Source organism: Emticicia sp., from assembly GCF_043780375.1.
Classification (GTDB): domain Bacteria; phylum Bacteroidota; class Bacteroidia; order Cytophagales; family Spirosomataceae; genus Emticicia.
Window position 1 is genome coordinate 1 of record NZ_JAYWCU010000057.1, and the last position, 18,392, is coordinate 18,392.

At 36.7% G+C, this 18,392-nt stretch carries 15 protein-coding genes and 1 pseudogene; 3 read left to right on the plus strand and 13 right to left on the minus strand.

All coding sequences use genetic code 11. The features are described 5' to 3' along the window. A pseudogene (locus tag ACH2CJ_RS03880) lies at positions 1–456 on the plus strand (SAM-dependent methyltransferase); the annotation flags it as partial. 3 nt (positions 457–459) lie between these two features. On the opposite strand, the gene folK reads toward ACH2CJ_RS03880, so the two are convergent. From folK to ACH2CJ_RS03895, 3 genes are read right to left on the minus strand one after another with little or no spacing between them, the layout of a single operon-like run. Further along, a complete protein-coding gene (gene folK / locus ACH2CJ_RS03885; RefSeq protein ID WP_394990883.1) occupies positions 460–948 on the minus strand; it encodes a 2-amino-4-hydroxy-6-hydroxymethyldihydropteridine diphosphokinase in 489 nt (162 codons plus the stop codon). After that, positions 949–1,707, minus strand: a complete 759-nt coding sequence (locus tag ACH2CJ_RS03890) for a geranylgeranylglyceryl/heptaprenylglyceryl phosphate synthase (protein WP_394990885.1) — start codon at positions 1,705–1,707, stop codon at positions 949–951. Further along, positions 1,688–2,086, minus strand: a complete 399-nt coding sequence (locus tag ACH2CJ_RS03895; protein ID WP_394990886.1) for a hypothetical protein — start codon at positions 2,084–2,086, stop codon at positions 1,688–1,690. Before ACH2CJ_RS03895 ends, ACH2CJ_RS03890 begins: the two co-directional genes overlap by 20 nt. A gap of 220 nt (positions 2,087–2,306) precedes the next feature. On the opposite strand from ACH2CJ_RS03895, the gene ACH2CJ_RS03900 reads away from it, so the two are divergent. Continuing rightward, positions 2,307–3,551: an exo-beta-N-acetylmuramidase NamZ domain-containing protein gene (locus ACH2CJ_RS03900; RefSeq protein WP_394990888.1), complete on the plus strand. Its 1,245-nt coding sequence runs from the start codon at positions 2,307–2,309 to the stop codon at positions 3,549–3,551. Between the two features lie 13 nt (positions 3,552–3,564). On the opposite strand, the gene ACH2CJ_RS03905 is transcribed toward ACH2CJ_RS03900, so the two are convergent. The 3 genes from ACH2CJ_RS03905 to ACH2CJ_RS03915 form a co-directional block, all read right to left on the minus strand. Further along, positions 3,565–4,764, minus strand: coding sequence for a molybdopterin molybdotransferase MoeA (locus ACH2CJ_RS03905; protein ID WP_394990890.1), 1,200 nt, complete (start codon positions 4,762–4,764; stop codon positions 3,565–3,567). A gap of 163 nt (positions 4,765–4,927) precedes the next feature. Further along, positions 4,928–6,061 (minus strand): XdhC family protein, encoded by a 1,134-nt coding sequence (locus ACH2CJ_RS03910; protein ID WP_394990891.1) that lies wholly within the window; start codon positions 6,059–6,061, stop codon positions 4,928–4,930. Positions 6,062–6,087: 26 nt separating this feature from the next. Beyond that, positions 6,088–7,242 (minus strand): IscS subfamily cysteine desulfurase, encoded by a 1,155-nt coding sequence (locus tag ACH2CJ_RS03915; protein ID WP_394990893.1) that lies wholly within the window; start codon positions 7,240–7,242, stop codon positions 6,088–6,090. Positions 7,243–7,672: 430 nt separating this feature from the next. Between ACH2CJ_RS03915 and ACH2CJ_RS03920 the strand changes: the two genes are divergently transcribed. Further along, positions 7,673–10,228, plus strand: a complete 2,556-nt coding sequence (locus ACH2CJ_RS03920; RefSeq protein ID WP_394990895.1) for a phosphoenolpyruvate carboxylase — start codon at positions 7,673–7,675, stop codon at positions 10,226–10,228. Between the two features lie 57 nt (positions 10,229–10,285). Here ACH2CJ_RS03920 and ACH2CJ_RS03925 read toward each other — a convergent pair whose 3' ends face one another. From ACH2CJ_RS03925 to ACH2CJ_RS03955, 7 genes are all read right to left on the minus strand, one after another. Then, on the minus strand, positions 10,286–11,608 hold the full coding sequence (locus ACH2CJ_RS03925; protein ID WP_394990897.1) for a serine hydrolase domain-containing protein: 1,323 nt from the start codon (positions 11,606–11,608) through the stop codon (positions 10,286–10,288). Positions 11,609–11,707: 99 nt separating this feature from the next. Next, positions 11,708–12,697 carry a vWA domain-containing protein gene (locus ACH2CJ_RS03930; protein ID WP_394990898.1) on the minus strand — a complete coding sequence of 330 codons (990 nt, stop codon included), beginning with the start codon at positions 12,695–12,697 and terminating at the stop codon, positions 11,708–11,710. A gap of 194 nt (positions 12,698–12,891) precedes the next feature. Further along, the gene (gene murQ, locus ACH2CJ_RS03935) at positions 12,892–13,713 is read right to left on the minus strand and encodes an N-acetylmuramic acid 6-phosphate etherase (RefSeq protein ID WP_394990899.1); all 822 of its coding nucleotides are present in this window, start codon (positions 13,711–13,713) and stop codon (positions 12,892–12,894) included. Between the two features lie 157 nt (positions 13,714–13,870). Next, entirely contained in the window at positions 13,871–14,290 is a 420-nt protein-coding gene (locus ACH2CJ_RS03940; RefSeq protein ID WP_394990900.1) for a nucleoside-diphosphate kinase, read from the minus strand. Between the two features lie 173 nt (positions 14,291–14,463). Beyond that, positions 14,464–15,735: an acyltransferase family protein gene (locus ACH2CJ_RS03945; RefSeq protein ID WP_394990902.1), complete on the minus strand. Its 1,272-nt coding sequence runs from the start codon at positions 15,733–15,735 to the stop codon at positions 14,464–14,466. A gap of 37 nt (positions 15,736–15,772) precedes the next feature. Next, positions 15,773–17,299 carry a gluconokinase gene (locus ACH2CJ_RS03950; protein ID WP_394990903.1) on the minus strand — a complete coding sequence of 509 codons (1,527 nt, stop codon included), beginning with the start codon at positions 17,297–17,299 and terminating at the stop codon, positions 15,773–15,775. Positions 17,300–17,390: 91 nt separating this feature from the next. Continuing rightward, the gene (locus ACH2CJ_RS03955; protein ID WP_394990905.1) at positions 17,391–18,269 is read right to left on the minus strand and encodes a helix-turn-helix domain-containing protein; all 879 of its coding nucleotides are present in this window, start codon (positions 18,267–18,269) and stop codon (positions 17,391–17,393) included. Positions 18,270–18,392: the final 123 nt, after the last annotated feature.

The window sequence follows — 18,392 nt, forward strand, 5'->3', positions numbered from 1 at the left end:
ATGCGAGAAAGCTTTCGCCCAAAATCATTTGATTTTGTACTAAATCTTTTTACAAGTTTTGGTTATTTTGAAGATAATTATGACAATTTTCGAGCCATAAAAGCTGTTTCCGAAAATTTAAAATTTGGGGGGAAATTAGTGCTTGATTATATGAATAGTGTGAAAGCAGTTAAAAATCTGGTGAAATATTATGAAAAAGAAGTGGATGGAATAAAGTTCGTAATTACGAAAGAAATAGAAAACGGTTTTATTGTGAAAAACATTGATTTCGACTATGAAAATGAGCACTATCATTTCCAAGAGCGAGTGAAAGTACTTAATTTTGAGGATTTTAAATATTATTTCAAAGCCGCAGGAATGACTTGTAAGCTCTGTTTTGGCAGTTATCGCTTAGAACCTTTTGATGTTGAAAATTCTGATAGAATGATTTTTGTAGTTGAAAAGAATTGGCAGTAGTTATCAATGAAATAAACTGATTTCTCCCATATCAATACAATTTTCTAATAAATCAAGATTTGTCTTTTGTAATTTTGGGTGAATAAACTTGCCAGCAACTTCGCAGAGTGGTACTAAAACAAACCGTCGTTTTTGAATAAAAGGATGTGGGATTATCAGATTTTCGGTCGAAATTATTTTATTAGCATAATATAAGATATCAATATCAATAATTCTTGCCCCCCATTTTATCTCTCGCACACGCCCCATTTTTTTCTCAATTGCTAAAATCAAACTTAAAACTTTATCGGGAGTGTATGCTGTTTCAATTTCAATTACTTGATTCAAAAAAGCATTTTGTTCAGTAAGTCCCCAAGCAGCCGTTTCATAAATTCTGGACTGTGAAGTAATTAAGCCCATTTTTTTTTCAACAAATTGTCGAGCAATCGAGAGATTTTCTTCTCGATTGCCTAAGTTAGAACCTAAGCCGAAATAGGCTTTACTAAGTTTCAATTAAGCAATTGTTAAGTTAAAAGAATGAATAGCCTCTGCAATTTTAGGAAGCAAAGAAGGTTTTTTCTCGAAAGCATTACCTATAACAATGACATCGGCACCAGCTTCAAGGGCGGCTTGAGCTTTTTCAACAGAATTAATTCCTCCACCAACAATAATGGGAACTTCTATATTGTCTCGAACCCGACGAATCATTTTGGGTGAAACAGGATACATTGCCCCACTTCCACCGTCTAAATAAATAAGTTTTAGCCCTAACATTTCTCCAGCCATTGCTGTACAAGCTGCCACATCTGGTTTATCATGCGGAATCGGAGTCGTATTACTGATGTATGAAACGGTTGTTTGTCGTCCGCTATCAACCAAAATATAACCTGTTGGCAAAACTTCTAAACCACTTTTTTTCAGTAACGGAGCGGCAATGACGTGCTGACCGATAAGGAAGTCAGGATTTCGTCCAGAAATTAGAGAAAGTAACAAAATTGCATCGGCTGAAGGCTCAATGTGAAGGCTATTTCCTGGAAAAATAATAACGGGAATATTGGTTTTTTGACGAATGGTTTCAATCATTTCGCCCATGATATTTTTCGTAATTAGGCTTCCGCCAACCAAGAAAAAATCAACTTTATTTTCAACACAAACATACAAAAAGTCATCAAAGTTTTCATCCTCAACTTTATCTGGGTCGAGCAAAACAGCCAATGATTTTTTTTGCAATTGCCTGTTAATCAGTATTTTATTAAGAATTTGATTCGGCATTGTTGGTGGATCTGTTTTCCATTAACCCTAATAATTTATCTTTTGCAATAGTCAGTAAAAGCGACATTGCGGCACCTTTCAAGGTAGTCATTAAAACAGAATCTTGTTCGTCTTTCTCTTCCTCAATCACAATTGGGAGAGTGTTGCGTCGTTGTTTTGTAGCGGCGGGTAACAAAAGCTCTGTTATGGCATAAGCAGCCACAATAACCCCACCAATGACAAGGGTATTTTTGCCAATTTTTTTCAAGTCGCCAATCTGCGTTTCGATTGCTCCCAAATATTTATTAATTGACTCCTGCAAAAGCTCTTTGCGTTCGTCACGGCTTCCTTTTGGAGGCACAATCGGTATTTTCGTGGTTCTTTCCTTTGTTGTTTTCACTTTTATCACAGAATTTTAATCAAAAGTATTGAAAAAAGGTAAAAGATGAAAGGTAGATGATTGATTTATGAGTTTATTACAGGAAAATAGAATAATATTATATGAATTTAGTAATTTTGGTTGATTATTTTTAAACGATTAAATGTACTTGCATCAACAAAACGGATTAGCCGCCTTTTAAAATATTTTATCAGTATTATCAAAAACGATTTATTAAATTATGAAAAACCCTCTTTTAACATTACTTCTCTCCTTGCAATTGGGTATTGTACTTCTTTTTGCGTGCAATAAAAAGCAAATAGTTAGCAAATCTACTCACTCATCAACTATTGCACGTAAGGAAATTATAACAGCGGCCGACCAAGTAGCTGCTTATCTACCACTTTTGAAAGGAAAAAGAGTTGGAATGGTAGTAAATCAAACTTCAATTATTGGCAAAAAACCAAGCGTTGATAGCTTATTGAGCTTAGGAGTGAATATTGTAAAGGTGTTTGGTCCCGAACATGGTTTTCGTGGAAATGCCAGCAACGGAGCAAAGGTTAATAATGAAGTTGATACAAAAACAGGTATTCCGATTATTTCGCTTTACGGTAAATATAAAAAGCCAAGCAAAGAGCACTTAGCTGATGTTGATATTATGATTTTTGATATTCAGGATGTTGGGGCGAGATTTTATACTTATATCAATACTTTGTGTCACGTAATGGAGGCTTGTGCCGAAAATGGCAAAGAATTAGTAATTTTGGATAGACCAAACCCTAATGGATTTTGTGTGGATGGCCCAATTTTAGAAGACCATTTACATTCAGGTATTGGTATGTTTCCAATACCAATTTCGCACGGACTTACGATAGCCGAGTTTGCACAAATGATAAACGGTGAAGGTTGGATTCCAAATAAGTTGAAATGTAAACTTCGTATCATAAAGACTGCCAACTATAACCACGAAATGGCTTACGATTTGCCATTTTTCCCCTCGCCTAACCTAAATTCTCAGCAATCTATTTTGCTTTATCCGAGCATCTGTTGGTTTGAAGGTACAATTATAAGCCAAGGTCGTGGAACCTACATTCCGTTTACGGTTTTGGGAGCTCCCGCATTGAAAGGCAAATATGATTTTACTTTTAAGCCTTTAAGTATTCAAGGTATGAGCGAAACGCCTTTGCACCAAAATGAAGATTGTTATGGACTTGATTTAAGGAAATTTGATGCAGCTTCTTTTCACAAAACTAAGCAAATCAACCTTTCTTGGCTAATGGAACTTTACAAAGCGTATCCATACAAAGAGAAGTTTTTTGATATGAGTCAAAGCAAACAAATGGGAAATTTCAACAAATTGGCAGGAACCGAAAGCTTGAAACAACAAATAATTGACGGAAAATCAGAAACAGAAATCCGCAAAAGTTGGGAGCCAGGATTGAGCAATTTTAAGACATTGAGAAAAAAGTATTTATTGTATCCTTAATATCACAAATATTTTAGCGGTACATAAAAGCTTTAAAAACCTCTCCCTTTTTGAATAATTCCTGACTTAAAGGTAATTCCAGAAAAGCATCAGCTTCTACCAAATTGGCTAAATCTCCCGAACCGTGCCCTTCTACTGGTGTTGCCAAAATTTTGCCCGTTGGAGCATACGAAATTTTTACTTGTAAGAAAAAAGTTAGTTCGGGTTTGAACTTAAAATCTTCGGTCAGTTCGCCCATTAATTGATGATTTTCAAGACATTGCGAAACATCCAACCAATTTTTGAAATAACGATTTAAACACATAAATGTCGAAACTGGATTGCCAGGCAGAGCAAAAACCGTTGTTCCGTTGTGTGCTTTTCCAAACCAAAAAGGCTTCCCAGGGCGTTGCGAAACTTTATGAAAAAGTTTTTTAACGCCTTGATTTTCAAGAGCTTGTGGCACAAAATCAAATTTTCCTGCCGAAACACCACCACTCAAAATCAACACATCGAAAGTTTCGATAAATTCAGCAATTTTTTTTTCGATAATTGCTTGATTATCAGGTAATAACACATTTTCTGTTTCGAGTCCCCAGTTTTTGAGCGAAGCCTGTAAAGCAAAACCATTTGATGTTCGGATTTGGTGCGGTAATGGCTTTTCGGTAATCGGCACAATTTCTTCGCCTGTGGAAATAACTACTGCACGGAGTTTTCGTTGAACCAAAATTTCATTTTTACCTATCGTAGCTGCAACGCCAATTTCGGATGGAGAAAGTTTTCGACCTTTTGGCACAATTACCTCGCCTGTTTTTCGGTCTGAACTTTGTGGATGAATATTTTGTCCTTCCCGAAATTCTGAATAATCAGCCACCAATTGCACAGTTTTTCTCGAGATTGATAAATCTTCGTAACGAATAACCATATCTGTATTCAGTGGAATCATTGCTCCCGTCATTACTTCTATGCAATTTTGGGTATTTTGTAAGGTTTTTTGTGGATTTCCTGCGGCCGCTGTTGCTTCAATTTCAAAAGAAGTTTGACCAGCTTTGAGTTGGATAAACTGAATCGCAATGCCGTCCATTGTCACTCTATTGAAAGGTGGAAAATCTCGGTCAGCACATAAATCCTCGGCTAAAATTCGTCCCAAAGCATCATCAATTGATACTTTTTCAGTAGCGATATTGATGGTATTTTCTAAAATTATTCGTTCGGCTTCTTCGACAGTTATCATAAAATATTTTTATTGGGAGTAACAAATTACCAGATTTTTCACGAATTATTTGGCAAAAACTCTCAAAATTCACTTCATTCGTATACTAATCATCAAAATATAGCTTTTTGTGCTAAATTACAATTTTTATAACAATACCACTCTAAATCCTGTAATGCCAAAATCAATTCTCATAAATTGGCTTCTTACGTAATTTTAGGCGACATCCATTACGCCCAGAAAATGATGCTCTGATTTCGGCACAAACCGACAAGGCAATTTCTTCGGGAGTTGCCGCTCCAATATCTAAGCCAACGGGGCTATAAATGCGGGTTTCTTGCTCATTTGTCAATGGAATGCCTTCTTCGGTCATTCGGTCATACATTTTAATAGTACGTTTTTTAGGTCCTAAAAGCCCAATGTATGAAATATTGGTTTTTAACAGCATTTGAAGATTCTGATAATCACTTTCGTAATCATGACACATCGAAATGACTGCCGTGAAAGCATCAATTGTTGGAATATAGTCTTTCGGAACAACTTCATCGGCAAGTTCAAAAAGTGAAGCGTGCATCTTGGCAGGATTACAGATACAAATTACTCGCCAACCTAACTCTTTTGCAGCCCTCACCATCGGATAAATATCATAATTACTGCCAAATACATATAACTGAATGGCAGGAGGAATTACTTCAAGAAACAAGCTTATTTTAGTCCCATTCTGCATAATATACTCTTTTGAAACCGATTTTGTCGTAGCTAATGCTTCTTGAATTTCAGTAAAAAGATTTTCTTTTAATTCTGATAAAGGAAAAATTTCGTCGAAATGAGTTTCATTATCATATCTAAAAACATCGCCTAAGCTTATATTTGCTTGTTCTTTATTTAAACTCGTTATGGTTACAACCAAATTGGGTTTTCGTTGGTCTATGCAACTTTGAAGTTGCCGAACTGCATTGTTTGGTTTTTGTGGGTCGAGTGGAGTAATCAAAACATCAATAATACCGTTGCAGCCAAGTCCAACGCCTATTTGGTAAGGGTCGTCGTCGGTTGTGTCGTAAGTGATAAGCGTAGCTTTGTTTTGCGACATTGCTAAACGAGCTTTTTTCAAAGCATCTCCTTCCAAACAACCACCACTTATTCCGCCAATCCATTCGCCCGATTCCATGACCAACATTCTTGCTCCCGTACGTCTATACGACGAACCTACAACCCTCACTACGGTTGCTAAAGCGGCTTTGGTTTGACTAAAATCTATTTTTTGATAGGCTTCGGTTATTTGCTTAATTTCTTTCATGTATATTCTGTAAAAGGGCATTTTTTAGGGAACTGTTATCAAATATTCTATATTTTAAAACTGATTTCTTGCATCTTCTCCACCATTTTCGCTACGTGACTGATAGCAAAGTCAATATCATTTTCTTCTGTCATTCTTCCTAAACTAAATCTTACTGAACTGTACGCCGAATCATCGTCTAAACCCATTGCTTTCAAAACATAGCTTGGTTCGGTAGAAGCCGAATTACAAGCCGAACCATTAGAAACGGCTATTTCGTTGAGATTCATTAATAATTGTTCGCCGTCGATTTTGCCAAAACTTATATTTGTTGTATTAGGCAAACGGTACGTTATACTTCCATTTATTTTGGTGTTTGGAAGATTTTCTAAAATGCCTTGCTCTAATTTATTTCTTAAATCAGATAGGCGAATAGCTTCTTGATGCATCGTATTTTGGCAAATTTCGGATGCTGCCCCTAAACCTACAATGCCTGCTACATTAAGAGTGCCAGACCTCATGCCTCGTTCGTGTTTTCCACCATCTTGTTGGGCAATGATATTGAGCTTTTTTCGCACGTATAAAGCTCCTACACCTTTTGGTCCATAAATTTTGTGTCCTGAAAAACTCAATAAATCAATGTCATCTTTAAAAACATTAATTGGAACTTTTCCAACCGCTTGTGTTGCATCAGTATGGAATAATATATTGTACTGATGAGCGATTTTTGCTATTTCTTTTATGGGATAAATTATACCAATTTCATTATTAGCCGCCATCACCGAAATCAGAATTGTTTCTTTTCGAATAGCTTTTTCAAGATTTTCTAAAGAAATATTTCCTTCCGAATCAACGTCTAAATAAGTAATATCAGCACCTTTTTTTTCTAAATGCTGGCAAGTATCCAAAACAGCTTTATGCTCTGTTTTTACAGTGATAATATGATTTCCTTTATGTCGAAATGCCTCAAAAGTTCCTTTAATTGCCAGATTGACAGCCTCGGTAGCTCCGCTTGTAAAAATAATTTCCTTCTCACTGGCTGTTAGTAGGGTTGCTACTTGTTGCCGTGCCGTATCTACCGCTTCGGCAGCTCTCCAACCGTAGGCATGTGACCGACTGGCGGCATTACCAAAATGCTCGGTTAAGTAGGGCAATATTGCTTCCAAAACCTTTTTATCAAGAGGTGTGGTTGCATTATAGTCCATGTAGATGGGGTATTTCATTAAGTTTTGTATAAAATAAGCGAGTACTTATCTTGCTTAAGAACCTGTTTAAACTTTTTGTTTCTGACGAAAATAAGCTATTATTTTATCAGTAGATTCGATTTATTTTGTTCGTAGCAGAGCTACATATGGAATAAATTGAAGAAGTATAATGAAAAAAGAGTTTGTTTGCATTCGTAATTAAAAGTTTAAATAGGCTCTAAATCTGTACTCACAAAATTAACACTAAAAATTTACTAAAAATCGTATAGAGTAAACGTATTGGTTAAGATTATGGTTTGGATAAATGAAAAAAGACTTCGTTTTTGTTTTTTGTTTTGAAAAGTTTTAATTTTTTCAAGAAAATCCAAACTTTATTCGGCAAAACAACTAAAATGCAGTATGTTTTTGCGTATTTTGCTTACTCAAAACCATAAATGCTTGCAAAGAAATGCCAAAAAATTCAATTGAATCGGTTTTTACACAAGAGGTTCATAATAAATACCTTGTTTTTAATACACTTTTTTCAAGGCTTCCTTATGATAAAATGACTAAAATTGGTCAGTTAATGCCTTTTTTGCATGATTTATCAGAAACTGGGTTTGAACAAGGAAAAGAACCTAAAGAAATTATTAATAATTTCTTTAGTCAATATACCTCTATCAAAGACGAAAAAGAAAAAATAGACCTATTGTTTCGCTTCATTACTTATATTGAGAGACAAGTAGTTTTGTTTGATAGTATTGAAGATTCGGCTTTCGAAAAACTAACGCCACTCAATGGCAAAGGTACTTTGCAACATACGCTCGAGTTAGCTCAACAACAACATAAGTTGGCTGAAGTAGAAGAAAAGCTAAAAAATTTCAAGGTTCGTATCGTTTTTACTGCTCACCCTACGCAATTTTACCCCAATAGCGTACTTCGTATTATTCAAGATTTGGAAGAATTAATTCCTAAAAACGATATCAATGGTATTGACTCGTTGTTGCAACAATTGGGAAAAACGCCTTTTATCAACGACCAAAAACCAACACCTCTCGAAGAAGCTCAAAGTATTATATTTTATCTCCGCCATGTTTATTATCAAGTAATTGGCGAAATTCATGAAAAACTAAACAGCTATTTTCCAGCTAAAGAACATACTTTTAACCCTGTTTTAGAATTAGGTTTTTGGCCTGGTGGCGACCGTGATGGCAATCCGTTTGTAACAGCAGAAATTTCTAAAAAGGTTGCGATTGAGCTTCGCAGTAGTATTTTGAAGTGTTATTACAATGATTTTAAGGAAATTTGCCGACGTTTGACCTTCAAAGGTATAATGCCATTATTGACCCAAATCAGCAATCGCATTCATGCCAACATGAATGGTTTGAAAAATGATTTAACGCTTTATGAATTGCTTTCATCGCTTTACGAAGTACGAGAACTGCTCATTAACAAGCACAATTCAGTGTTTTTAGATATTTTTGATAGATTTATTCAGCAAGTAAAACTATTTGGATTGCACTTTGCCAGCTTGGATATTCGTCAAGATAGTAGCATCCATGAGATTGTAATGGAGCAAATAAACCAAAAATATGGCATTTCTACAAAAAACTATGCAGATTGGAGCAATGCCGAAAAATTGCATTTCTTAACCGAACAAGAAATCTCAATTAATGAAGATGATTTTGAAGATGCTTTAACGAAAGATACTTTCAAGACCGTTCGAGTGATTCAAGAAATACAAGCAATGAATGGCGAAAAAGCTTGCCATCGTTATATTATTAGTAATTCGACTTCAATATTTTCTGTTTTGGAAGTGCTGGCTTTATTTAGATTCTGTGGTTATAAAGATGCTGACGTAAATGTTGATGTGATGCCATTGTTTGAAACCATCGATGGGCTTGATAGTTCGCAAGCAACAATGACAAGCCTTTATCAGTTGCCTTATTACAAAAAGCACCTTGCCCAACGAAAAAACCAACAAACTATTATGCTCGGTTTTTCGGACGGTACAAAAGACGGCGGCTACGTAAAAGCCAATTGGGAAATTTATCAATCTAAAGAAAAATTGTCTCGTATATCGAAGAAAAACCAAATAGAAGTCATGTTTTTTGATGGTCGTGGCGGCCCACCTGCTCGTGGGGGTGGCAAAACACATCAGTTTTATGCTTCACAAGGGCCAACGATTGCCAATAACGAAATTCAGATTACGATTCAAGGACAAACGATTACGTCAATGTATGGTTCTCGTTCACAAGCGATGTTCAATTTTGAGCAATTGCTTTCGGCCGGAATTATCAATGATGTTTTCCATGACGACAAATCAATTATTGATAAAAAAGAGCGAAATTTGATTGATGATTTAGCAGAAGAGGGTGTGAAAAAATATTTTGAACTAAAAGAACATCCTTTGTTTGTTTCTTATCTTGAAAACAAAAGTCCTTTAAAATATTATGGTTTGACCAATATCGGGAGTCGTCCAAGTAAAAGAAGTTCGGGCAAAAAATTGATGTTATCAGATTTAAGAGCTATTCCGTTTGTAGGGTCGTGGAGTCAGTTGAAACAAAATGTTCCAGGATACTTTGGTTTCGGAACAGCTCTTCAAAAAGTAATCGAAGAGGGAAGATTAGAGGATTTAAAATCGCTTTATGAAAGTTCATTATACTTCAAAACTTTGATGGAAAATAGTATGATGGCCTTGACCAAAACCTATTTTCCGTTGACATATTACATGAAAAATGACCCAGAATATGGCGATTTTTGGAAGATTCTGTATGAAGAATACCTTTTGACCATAGAAACGATGCTCATAGTTTCTGGACAAAGTGAGTTGATGGAATCGGAGAAGTTAGGAAAATTATCAATCAATTATCGTGAAAACATTGTGTTGCCATTGCTTACGATTCAGCAATATGCTTTGCAGAAAATAGAAGAAACAGAAGACGAAAAATTGAGATTAGCCTACGAAAAAATGGTTACTCGTTCGTTGTTTGGAAATATCAACGCCAGTCGGAATTCGGCGTAAATATAAAAGTGTGACACGTTCTTAAAACGTGTCACACTTTTATCATTTGTTAGAAAATTACTTCACAATCGCCACAATATCTTTCACCAACTGCTTATGATTAAAGTCATCTTTAGGCGTGCAGCCAAGACGAACAATCACTAATTTTTTAGATGGGACTATCGCAACAACTTGACTTTCAAACCCAAGGCACATGAAAGCATCCTGCGGAAAGGCTTTGTCTTTGTGGTCAATCCAAAATTGAGCTGCATATTGCCCGTCAGAGTGTGGTGTTTCGGTTGAAGAATATTTTACCCAACCTTCGGGGAGCAATCTTTCATCATTCCAAACACCATCTTGGAGATAAAGTTGTCCAAATTTTGCCCAATCACGCCCAGTTGCATACATAAACGACGAGCCGATATAAGTACCAGAAGCATCGGGTTCAAGCACCGCACTTTTCATGCCTATTTTATGAAACAATCGCAAATGTGGAAATGCCAGATAATCGGCATGGTTCGCGAACTGTCGTCGTATAATTTCCTGCAAAATATTAGTTGTACCACTCGAATAAGACCAGACTTTGTTGGGTTCGGTGTAGGCTTTACTTTGTAAGGCATAAGCTCCTGCACCTTTCTTTCGGAAAAGCATTTGAGTGGCATCACTTGGTGAGCCATAATCTTCTACAAAACTAAGCCCGCTACTCATGCGAAGTAGGTGGTCAATCGTAATCTTTTGGCGATTATCATTTTTCCATTCATTTATTGGAGCAGCTTTTTTTATGTCAATTTTGCCATCTTTCACCATCATTCCTATCATGGCGTTGGTTACGCTTTTGGTCATTGACCAGCCTAAAAGTGGCGTTTGAGCAGTAATGTTTTGAGCATATTTTTCAGCAATTAGTTTACCATCGTGCAGTACAACAATTGCTCGTGAGCGAATAATATGTTCGGCACTTTTTTCATCAAAAGCTGCATTTAAGATTTTATCTAAGGCTACTTTATCAATTTCGGTTGATATACTCAATGAAAGTTTTTCAGTCAAAGTATCTGCCGAAGGAATACTGGGCTGCTTACGAATTTCTTCTTCCGAAAGTTCGTTTACCAAAGTGCAACCTAACCCTTTTCGATAAATAGCTTTTGTTTCGGCAAATCCATAAATATCAGCAGTTACCGTTTGTTTTTCTTTATCAACTATAATGTTAGCAAATGGTACTGCATATAAATCTTCAGACTTGATATTGTCAAGCTCTCGACCCGATACAAACATACATGAGCAAACAGTTTTTGCATCATACGAAGAACCAATGTAGGCGTATTTTATAGCAAAGTTTATAGTATAAGCCACACCTAAAGCAACAATAAGTAATACACCGTAGATGATTTTTTGTTTGTTTGACATGAAATAGATGGTTATGATTGAAAGAAACACCTATTTTTTTATAGGTATATAAGTGGCTATTTATAAAACTGATGATTGAAAATCGAAGAATATTTGGCTCTAATCTTCCAAGATATTACCAATAAAGGTATTTTTGAAAAAGAAAGCCGCCAGTAAAAATACAACCGCCCAATTGAGATAAATGTAGTAAAAATCTTCCACATCTCGATAAACATTATCTTTCACTTTCACTTTTTCTAAACGATTGATTTGCTCAAAAATATTCTTGAGTGTCTGATTATCTGTTGCTCGAAAAAACTGTCCATTACCTTCTATAGCTATTTCTCGAAGGGTATTTTCATCTACTTTCTCAGTTTCGCCATCTCTACCAACAGCTATTGTATAAACTTTTATTCCAAATGATTTTGCCAAATCGGTAGCCGTAAGTGGGTCGAGTATTCCTGCTGTATTATCGCCATCACTCAATAAAATAGCAACCTTACTCTTATTTGGTACTTCTCGCAAGCGATTGATACAAGTAGCTAAAGCACTACCGATGGCAGTTCCAGTAGTTTTTATAAGGTTACTATTGATTTCATTTAAGTATTGATTCAACATTTCGTAATCGGTCGTTAGAGGACAGATAGAGAAAGATTCTCCTGCAAAAACCACTAGACCAATGCGGTCTTGAAAGCGACCTTTGACAAATTCATGTGCAACATTTTTTGCAGCATCTAAGCGATTTGGACTCAAATCGGTTGCCAGCATCGACTCCGAAATGTCGATTGCCAACATGATGTCAATACCTTCTGAAAATTGCTCCTTGCTTTCACGCACTCGCTGAGGACGAGCGAGGGAAAGACATACACATACAATGCCCAGAGAGAATAGCAGAGGCGGAATGAAACGTAAATAGCTTATCCAGCTTGTTTTTAGTTGAGGTCTGGTGAGCGAAAGTCCTAATTTTTGTTGCCCACGGTTATAAAAAAGCCAACGAAGTAAAAATAATAAAGGAACTCCAGCAATACCATAAAGATATAGCCTTTCTGCCCAAACGAATGACCGTAAGGTTTGCCAACTAAGCCATTCTGTTGAAAACCAGTCCCACATTTTTTAGAGTTCTGACGGGGTCGCCCGTGCGATTTTGCGATTTAGAGTTCTGAATTCTGAGTTTTTCCTGAAAATTCAACTCAAAAATTAAGATTTTTGATAGCATTTCTTGCACTTCAATATTTATACAAGAGTTCGGTTTTTTTTCTGAGAAAATGAGTAATTTAGAATCGCACGGGCGAACCCGTCTAAACTCATAACTCAGAATTTAAAACAGCGTTTCTTACGCTGCCATATTTATGTAAAAGTTCGCTTGCTTTTTCATGCGAAATATTGAGTTCGTTCATCACCATTCTTACACCTCTTTCCACTAATTTGAGGTTAGTGAGTTGCATATCTACCATTTTGTTGCCTTTCACTCGACCCAGTTGAATCATTACGGCTGTTGAAATCATATTCAGAACCAATTTTTGAGCAGTTCCTGATTTCATACGTGTGCTTCCTGTAACGAATTCTGGTCCTACAACAGCCTCTACTGGAAATTCTGCTTCGGCAGCTACGGCACTTCCTGCATTACAAACAACGCAACCCGTCAAGATTCTATTTGCACGAGCAGTTTGTAAACCACCAACCACATAAGGTGTTCGACCCGAAGCGGCAATGCCAATAAGCGTATCATTGGTGTTTATGTCATATTCTTGCAAATCTTTCCATGCTTGTTCAATGTCATCTTCGGCATTTTCTACGGCTTTCCTTATGGCTTTGTCGCCACCTGCCATGACTCCTACGACCATTCCGAAAGGTACACCAAATGTTGGTGGACACTCGGAAGCATCAACTACGCCTAAGCGACCACTCGTGCCTGCTCCGATATAGAAAATTCTGCCGCCGTTCTTCATGCGTGGCACAATTTGACTAACTAAAGCCTCGATTTGTGGAATACATTTTTCGACAGCGTAAGGTACGGTTTTATCTTCGTTATTGATGCCTTCGAGCAATGCTCGAACGGACATTTTTTCGAGATTATCGTAGTGAGAAGTCGATTCAGTTGCTAATTTTTCTAAGCCAAGAGACATGGGTTCAATTATAGAATTTACGATTTTAGAATTACGATTAATAATCATAGTAATTCATTTATAATCAAGTACTTACGCTAAAAAAACACAGAAATTTCGTATTAAAATGAGACTGCTTGTTTTGGGAAACAGTCTCATTGAAAGGTCATTATACAAATCAATATTGCTCAGTTCCACCAAAGAAAAATGAACCTTCGATGGCGGCATTTTCGTCAGAATCTGAACCGTGAATTGCATTTTCGCCCATTGATACCGCATATTTTTTACGAATTGTTCCTTCTTCTGCATTTGCTGGATTTGTTGCACCAATCAAAGTACGGAAATCAGCTACGGCATTTTCTTTTTCTAAAATCATTGGAACAATTGTTCCCGAAGACATCATTTCGCACAATTCGCCATAAAAACCTCTTTCTTTGTGTACTTCATAAAATTTACCAGCTTGTGCTGCCGATAATTGTGTTTTTTTCATTGCTACGATTCTGAAACCTGCTGCTTCAATCATCGCCGTGATTCCACCGATGTTATTATCTGCCACTGCGTGTGGCTTAATCATCGTGAATGTTCTGTTGGTTGCCATTTTGCTTTTGTTTTTATTTTTTTTGCAAAACTACTTATTTTTCTTTGAAAGTAAGCATTTGGGCTGGTTTTGTGTTTTGTTAAAGTAAAGATAGATACTTTTGAAATTCTGCTCAAAGAACGAAATATTTTCACACGATTAGACCTGTGTTTGAAATAATTACCATAATTGTTCTAAACCTTAAAAATCATCTTCTTCCTATCAAACCAAACTAAAATCATAAACCAAATCAATAAATAAGTCAATGCTCCTGCCAAAGAAGCGTTTTTGGGTTCGCTAAAAAATGGCAAAATCCAATGGCTATAAAGCCATGAAACCAAACCAGTTTCTGGGTTTTCGAGATTTTCTGGTTGGGTAATTTTTATCATATTCAATACTCGTGGTATAATTCCTGAAAAGAAAAAAACCAGCATCGGGTTTACACCAAAAATGACAAAAGGTTTCGTCCAAACATCAAACCCAAGCACATCAATGATAAGATAAAGCACTCCAAGCACCAAAAGTGCAAGTCCTGCTGCATAAAATACATAAGAACTCGTCCAAAGTGCTTTGTTTATCGGAAAAAAGTCGTTCCAAAGTAAGCCAATCATTACACCCATTACTCCTGCTGATAGTAGATAAACAGTTTTTTTATTTTTTGGGAAGTTGTTAGTCAATAATTTCCCTGTAAAAACGCCTGCTAAGCCAGTTCCAATAGCAGGAAGTGTACTTAAAATACCTTCAGGGTCCCAAGTTTTTGATGTTACCCAAAGATGACCCGGTAATAAATAATTATCGAGCCAAGCGGCAAGATTTGTGCCTTTTTCAAAGTTAGCTGCCCCCACATTTGGCACAGGAACGAGCGTCATCAATGCCCAATAACCAAACAAACAAGCCAAACCTATAATAATTTGTACAGTCGTATTAGTTGTGGCATAAATAATAGAAACGATTAAATATACCACCGCAATTCGCTGCAAAACCCCAGGAATTCGGACTGAACTGAATTCCTCAAAGCCACCAAAACACAGAATCATCATCAAAGTAAATAGTCCAACGGCTACGTATAATTGTTTCTTACGGTCATACTCGCCTAATAATAAGACAGTTATAATGGCAGTGAAAAGCAAACGAATGAACATTAAAGGAATGCCTTCGAGCGAACCAAGATGTATTTTTGAAAAGAAATTGAGTGATAAACCCAATAAAAAAATTCGTAAAGCACGAGTCAGAATTTTCTCGAGAACCGATTGGTCAAACTTTTTCACTGGCATCGAAAGCACCGTAGAAATGCCAACAATGAATAAGAAAAATGGAAAAACCAAGTCGGTAGGCGTGCAACCGTGCCATTCGGCGTGTTCGAGTGGGGCGTAAATAGCTCCCCAGTCCCCAGGATTATTTACGATGGTCATGAGCATGATGGTCATGCCTCTAAAAACGTCAAGTGAAGTAAGGCGTTCTTTCATTAAAGTTTAGGGTTTGTTGATTGCTGCTGCAAGATAATCAATCCACTTGATTTTGTTGTAATTCGGCAATCAAATCAAATTCTTCGGCGAGTTTATGACTTAACCTTTCAAAAATTGAATAGAATTTCTGGTATTTTTGATGATTTACTTGATTTGGTTGATAGATTTTAGAAGATTGAATCGTTTTGGCAGCTTCTTCCAGCGAACCAAAAACACCCATTTCGGTCAAAGCTAACATAGCCGCTCCAACATTGGCACTGTCGTGGTTGTCATTGACATTTACTTGTTTTCCAAACATATCCGAAATGATTTGTGACCAAAGCGGAAGTGTCGCAAATGTGCCATTGACATACAAATTATCAATTTTTCGGTAAGTTTGAAGCAGTTTCCCGATGCTATAAATTTCGAACAAAATTCCTTCGATGGTTGCTCGCACAAAGTGTTGTTGCTCATGCGTAATGTTTATACCAAAATAAACGCCACGGGCATTGGCATTCCAAAGTGGAGCTCTTTCGCCTAATAAATAAGGTAAAAAAAGCAACCCATTTGCTCCTGCCGACACTTGGGCGGCATCTTTGAACAAATCATAGATGCTGTCTTCAAAATCAAGACCATTATTGAAATTGCCAAATTGTCGAGCAAACCACTCGAAAGCAACACCTCCATTATTAGTCGGACCACCCGAAATATAACGCCCTTTGTCGAGGAGATAATTAAAAAAACGTTGCTTTTCGTCTTGCAAAACCTCATTTCCTGCTACTCTTACTGCACCACTTGATGTTATTGAAATCGTTGCTTGCCCTTCTCCAACAACACCCGAACCCAGTGTTGCTAAACAACCATCGCTGCTACCAATAATCAATTTAGTTTTGTCCGAAAGTCGCAGCGATTTTGCCAAAGCAGGCCTAAGTCTCAGGTCAGAATTAAAAATAGAAGTGGGTTCGGAAAGATGTTCGCTCGAAATTCCAGCAAAATTCAAAGATTTTTGTTCCCACTTCAATTCATGGATATTGAAAAGCCCCGTTGCCGAAGCCAAGCTATAATCAATCAAATAATCGCCTGTGAATTGATGTAAAATGTATTCTTTCAGCGAAATAAATTTGCTGGTTTTAGCAAATCGTTCGGGGTCATGATTTTTAATCCATGTGATTTTTGCCAAAGGCGACATCGGGTGAATGGGCGTACCTGTAGCCCGATAAATTTCAACGCCCAAAGCTGAGCTTTTTAGTTCAGTTGCTTCTTTAATTGCCCGATTATCTGCCCAAATAATAGCATTGCCCAAAGGCACACCATTTTTATCAACAGGTAAAACGCTGTGCATCGATGAGCTAAAAGTGATTGACAAAACCTTGTTTTTTTTCATAAAAACAGGGTCGTTGAGCAAACCTTTCAGCACAAATAGCACCGTGATAAAAACCTGTTCGGGGTCTTGTTCGCTGATGTCTGGTTGGGCATGAAAAGTTGGATATGTGCCTTTTCGGGCAGCTACTTGCTTGCCTTTTAGGTCAAAAGCGATAACTCGTACCGCAGTTGTTTCGATGTCGATTGTGATGATTGTTTCCATATACTTAATGATAGAATGAATGAGCGAATGATAGAATGTTAAATGAATGACTATCGTTTAAAAATATTCACTCATTCATTCATTCATTCATTCATTCATTTTTCCTGTAATGCCCAGGTGTATAGCCAGTTAATTTTTTAAATGTTGTTGAAAAATGTTGTGATGAATAGAAACCCGTGTCTAAAGCAATATCGGTTAAGCTAATAGTTGATGATTTTAGGAGACGAATGGCTTCTGAAATTCTTAAATTTATCAAATAGTTGAGCGGCGAAAAACCCGAATAGGATTTTACTTTTTCGGTAAAAGCGGTTGTTCCAAGTCCCATAATGACTGCCATTTCTTCTACTGTCCACGGATAAGCAAGGTTTCCACGTAAAATCTGGTCTAACTTTTGGAAAGTCTGAGGGAAATCTCGTCGTTGGTTATCTTGCTTGCTGAGTTGTCGGGCGGTTGTAATCAGTAACTCATCAAGCAAATGATTAATACGAGTTTTGAAGCCTAATTCATTGGTAAATAGCTCATTTTCAATCTTTTGCAGAATTTCGCCTAATTGTTTGAAGTTTTGTAAAATAGGCTTTTTACTCAACAAAAAAAGTTTACCAATCAATCGTTGTTCGGATTCTGAGATACTACTCCATTCTCCCAAAATTAACTCTCCTTCCTCCGAAAAAAATCGAGGATTGATAGTAACTGAAGCCACGACACCGGCATCCCACATTTCTTTCAAACCACCAAAATTTTGTTTCGGAAAAATCAAAACGGCGTCATTAGGATAAACCGTAATCGCTTGATTATCAATAATCCACTCGAATTTTCCTTCCAAAACAAACATAATTTTCAAACCTATGCTTTCTTTCAAAGGCATAGAGTTAGGCTGCACTTGCTGAATTTTCTTGCGAAAAAATTCGACCAAGTGCGGAAATGCCTGCATTTCAGGCGATTTGCCTTTATGTAAAGAAAAATGGTTCATTTAACTGTGCTGAGTTCAGCTTCGCAATTAGTTTTTGAATTTTACTGCAGTATAGAGTTGCAAACTCGCCATAGCATATTGATGTTTTTTTTAATTTCTGTAAAAATATTGCAATTTTTTCAT

What these genes read in the sequence shown, in the direction of transcription:
- ACH2CJ_RS03925 (WP_394990897.1), bottom strand. Translation starts at nt 11,608, where the DNA reads ATGTCAAACAAACAAAAAATCATCTACGGTGTATTACTTATTGTTGCT.
- ACH2CJ_RS03930 (WP_394990898.1), bottom strand. Translation starts at nt 12,697, where the DNA reads ATGTGGGACTGGTTTTCAACAGAATGGCTTAGTTGGCAAACCTTACGG.
- ACH2CJ_RS03900 (WP_394990888.1), top strand. Translation starts at nt 2,307, where the DNA reads ATGAAAAACCCTCTTTTAACATTACTTCTCTCCTTGCAATTGGGTATT.
- ACH2CJ_RS03915 (WP_394990893.1), bottom strand. Translation starts at nt 7,242, where the DNA reads ATGAAATACCCCATCTACATGGACTATAATGCAACCACACCTCTTGAT.
- ACH2CJ_RS03955 (WP_394990905.1), bottom strand. Translation starts at nt 18,269, where the DNA reads ATGAACCATTTTTCTTTACATAAAGGCAAATCGCCTGAAATGCAGGCA.
- ACH2CJ_RS03910 (WP_394990891.1), bottom strand. Translation starts at nt 6,061, where the DNA reads ATGCCCTTTTACAGAATATACATGAAAGAAATTAAGCAAATAACCGAA.
- murQ (WP_394990899.1), bottom strand. Translation starts at nt 13,713, where the DNA reads ATGTCTCTTGGCTTAGAAAAATTAGCAACTGAATCGACTTCTCACTAC.
- ACH2CJ_RS03890 (WP_394990885.1), bottom strand. Translation starts at nt 1,707, where the DNA reads ATGCCGAATCAAATTCTTAATAAAATACTGATTAACAGGCAATTGCAA.
- ACH2CJ_RS03945 (WP_394990902.1), bottom strand. Translation starts at nt 15,735, where the DNA reads ATGAAAGAACGCCTTACTTCACTTGACGTTTTTAGAGGCATGACCATC.
- ACH2CJ_RS03940 (WP_394990900.1), bottom strand. Translation starts at nt 14,290, where the DNA reads ATGGCAACCAACAGAACATTCACGATGATTAAGCCACACGCAGTGGCA.
- ACH2CJ_RS03920 (WP_394990895.1), top strand. Translation starts at nt 7,673, where the DNA reads ATGCCAAAAAATTCAATTGAATCGGTTTTTACACAAGAGGTTCATAAT.
- ACH2CJ_RS03905 (WP_394990890.1), bottom strand. Translation starts at nt 4,764, where the DNA reads ATGATAACTGTCGAAGAAGCCGAACGAATAATTTTAGAAAATACCATC.
- ACH2CJ_RS03950 (WP_394990903.1), bottom strand. Translation starts at nt 17,299, where the DNA reads ATGGAAACAATCATCACAATCGACATCGAAACAACTGCGGTACGAGTT.